Origin of the sequence: Cupriavidus sp. KB_39, assembly GCF_052114485.1 — a bacterium.
GTDB lineage: Bacteria > Pseudomonadota > Gammaproteobacteria > Burkholderiales > Burkholderiaceae > Cupriavidus.
On record NZ_JBFREV010000103.1, the window covers coordinates 1 to 2,513 of the forward strand.

Annotated in this window: 4 protein-coding genes; all 4 read left to right on the top strand. The window is 68.6% G+C overall.

Translation table 11 applies throughout. The annotated features are described in order from the left end of the window. Window positions 1-423, top strand: a 423-nt coding sequence (locus tag AB4Z27_RS28725) for an ABC transporter ATP-binding protein (protein WP_441645946.1), incomplete at its 5' end; no start/stop codon positions are given. Continuing rightward, complete coding sequence (locus tag AB4Z27_RS28730) at window positions 420-1,178, top strand: ABC transporter permease (RefSeq protein ID WP_441645947.1); 759 nt, start codon at window positions 420-422, stop codon at window positions 1,176-1,178. The genes AB4Z27_RS28725 and AB4Z27_RS28730, both read left to right, overlap by 4 nt. Window positions 1,179-1,191: 13 nt before the next feature. Next, window positions 1,192-1,947, top strand: coding sequence for an ABC transporter permease (locus AB4Z27_RS28735; protein ID WP_441645948.1), 756 nt, complete (start codon window positions 1,192-1,194; stop codon window positions 1,945-1,947). A 36-nt stretch (window positions 1,948-1,983) separates the two neighbouring features. Continuing rightward, window positions 1,984-2,513: enoyl-CoA hydratase/isomerase family protein (locus AB4Z27_RS28740; RefSeq protein ID WP_441645949.1), on the top strand; the 530-nt coding region annotated here is incomplete at its 3' end.

Below are 2,513 nucleotides of genomic sequence, written 5' to 3' on the forward strand. Positions count from 1 at the left end.
ATCGACGCCGCGCTGGCCATGGTCGGCCTGCAGCAGGCGGCCCGGGAGTATCCCGCCAAGCTGTCCGGCGGCATGCAGCAGCGACTGCAAATCGCCCGCGCACTGGCGCTGCAGCCCAAGGTACTGCTCATGGACGAGCCATTCGGCGCGCTGGACGCCATGACCAAGGCCAAGCTCCAGGACCAGCTTCGGCACATTCAGGCCAGCACTGGCACCACCATCGTCTTCATCACGCACGATGTGGACGAGGCAGTCTATCTGGGCGACCGCGTCATCCTGCTCGCCGGCTCGCCGGGGCGGATTACCTCGGAGCTGCGTCCTGCGCTGCCCGCCACGCGCGACCAGATTTCGACCAAGGAGATGCCCGAGTACCTCCACGCGCGTCATGAGCTGCTGGAGCGCCTGCACGGAGCGGCCCGATGACGCCCCGCCTGCGGCAAACGCGCCAATGGCTGCTCCCGGCTGCCCTCCTCGTGGCCTGGCAACTCGCGGCCACGGCCCAGGAGGGGCCCAGCATCCTGCCCTCGCCCGTGGAGATCGGCCAGACCCTGCTAGAGACGCTGGTCAGTGGCCGGCTGCCGGCCGATGCGCTGCATACCTTTGCCGCGGCCATCGCCAGCTGGGTGATCTGCCTGCTGATCGGCATCCCGCTCGGCATGGCGCTCGGCAGCGCCGAGCGGCTGCGCGTCGCCCTGTCGCTCTTTATCGAGCTATTGCGGCCCCTGCCGGCCGTGGCGCTGATTCCGCTCGCCATCCTCGTGTTCGGCTTCTCCTGGCAGACCGAGATCACCGTCACGGTGTTCGCCAGCGTGTGGCCGCTGATCCTGGCCAGCCGGTCCGGCATCGAACGGMTGCATCCGCGCATCCTCGAGGTGGTCAGCACGCTTCACCTGCGYCGCTGGCATGCGCTGCGYTGCGTGATCACGCCCGCTGCGTTCCGCCAGATCCTCGTGGGCGCCAAGCTCAGCTTCAGCCTATGCCTGGTGGTCAGCGTGGTCGCCGAGATGGTTGGCAACCCRGCTGGACTGGGATGGGGGCTGGTCAGCGCCCAGGAGGCCATGCGCGCCAGCGAGACATTTGCCTATCTCTTCGCCATTGGCATCCTCGGCGTCTGCGCGAACTGCGCGCTGGACTTCGCCGTCAAGCATCTGTTTCCTGGACTGGCCCAGGGCAACTGAAAGGACTGTGCTCATGAACAAGATGTCCCGTGGGCTGCTCAGCCTTGCCACGCCCATCGCCCTGCTCGGCGTCTGGGGGGCGCTGGGCGACCCTGCCTCGCCGGTGGCGCCGCCCCCGCAGACGTGGCTCACGCAGGCGGCCGTCATGCTGGCGGCGGGCGACCTGCAACTGGCGGTCCTCGCCACGCTGAAAACCGTGCTGCTTTCCACGCTGGTCGCCGGCATGGCCGGCACGGTGATGGGCGCCACGCTGGGCGCGCGCCGTGCCGTCTCCGACACCGTGGCGCCCACGCTCGAATTCCTGCGCTCGATCCCGCCGCCGACCATCGTCCCGGTGGCCATGCTGCTGATCGGCGCCGGCACCGGGCTGGATATCACGGTAGTCGCGTTGGCCACGATCTGGCCGGTGATGCTCAACGTGCTGCAGGCGACGCGATCGATCCATCCCACACTGATCAGCACGGGCCACACGCTCAGGCTCTCGCCCTGGAGCCGGGTGCGGAACATCTACGTGCCGTGCATCCTGCCCGGCGTGATTGCCGGACTGCGCGTGGCGGCGCCGCTGGCGATCATCGTCGCCCTGCTGGTCGAGATGCTGGCCACGCGACCGGGCATCGGCCGCCTGCTGCTCACCGCCCAGCGGGACTTCGATGCCCCCGGCGTCTTTGCCCTGCTGCTCACCGTCGGCCTGATCGGCGTGGCGGTGAACGGGGCGTTCGAATGGCTGGAGCGATCTGCCGCGAGACGCCTGCCCAACGCCATGCGCTGAGCCCCCCCAACAACCGGAACGGAACCCTTTGAATCCATGTCCATCGACTTTCAGATCATCGACCACGCCATCGCCCACATCGTCATCGACCGCCCGGAACGCCACAACGCGCTCGACGTCGAGCACGACCGCGCACTGGCCGGCGCCTGGCAGCGTTTCAACGACGACCCGCAGCTAAAGGTCGCCGTGCTCTCCGCCCGGGGCGGCCGCGCCTTCTGCACCGGGGCCGATATTGGCGACTATCTCGCCTATCGGCGCGATCTCGCCGAGAGCGACGCGCCCACGTCGATCATCAGCTTTGGCGGCCTGACCGGCGCCGGCGACGTGTCCAAGCCGACCATCGCCGCTATCGACGGCATCTGTGTGGCCGGCGGGCTGGAACTGGCGCTGGCCTGCGACATCCGCCTCGCCACGCCCGAATCGACTTTCGCTTTGCCGGAGGTCCGGCTGGGGATTCTTCCCGGCGGTGGTGGCACCCAGCGGCTGGCAAAGGTGGCGGGGATGGGTGTAGCCATGCGGATGATCCTGACCGGCGACACCTTCGATGCCAGCTTCGCCCTGAACCA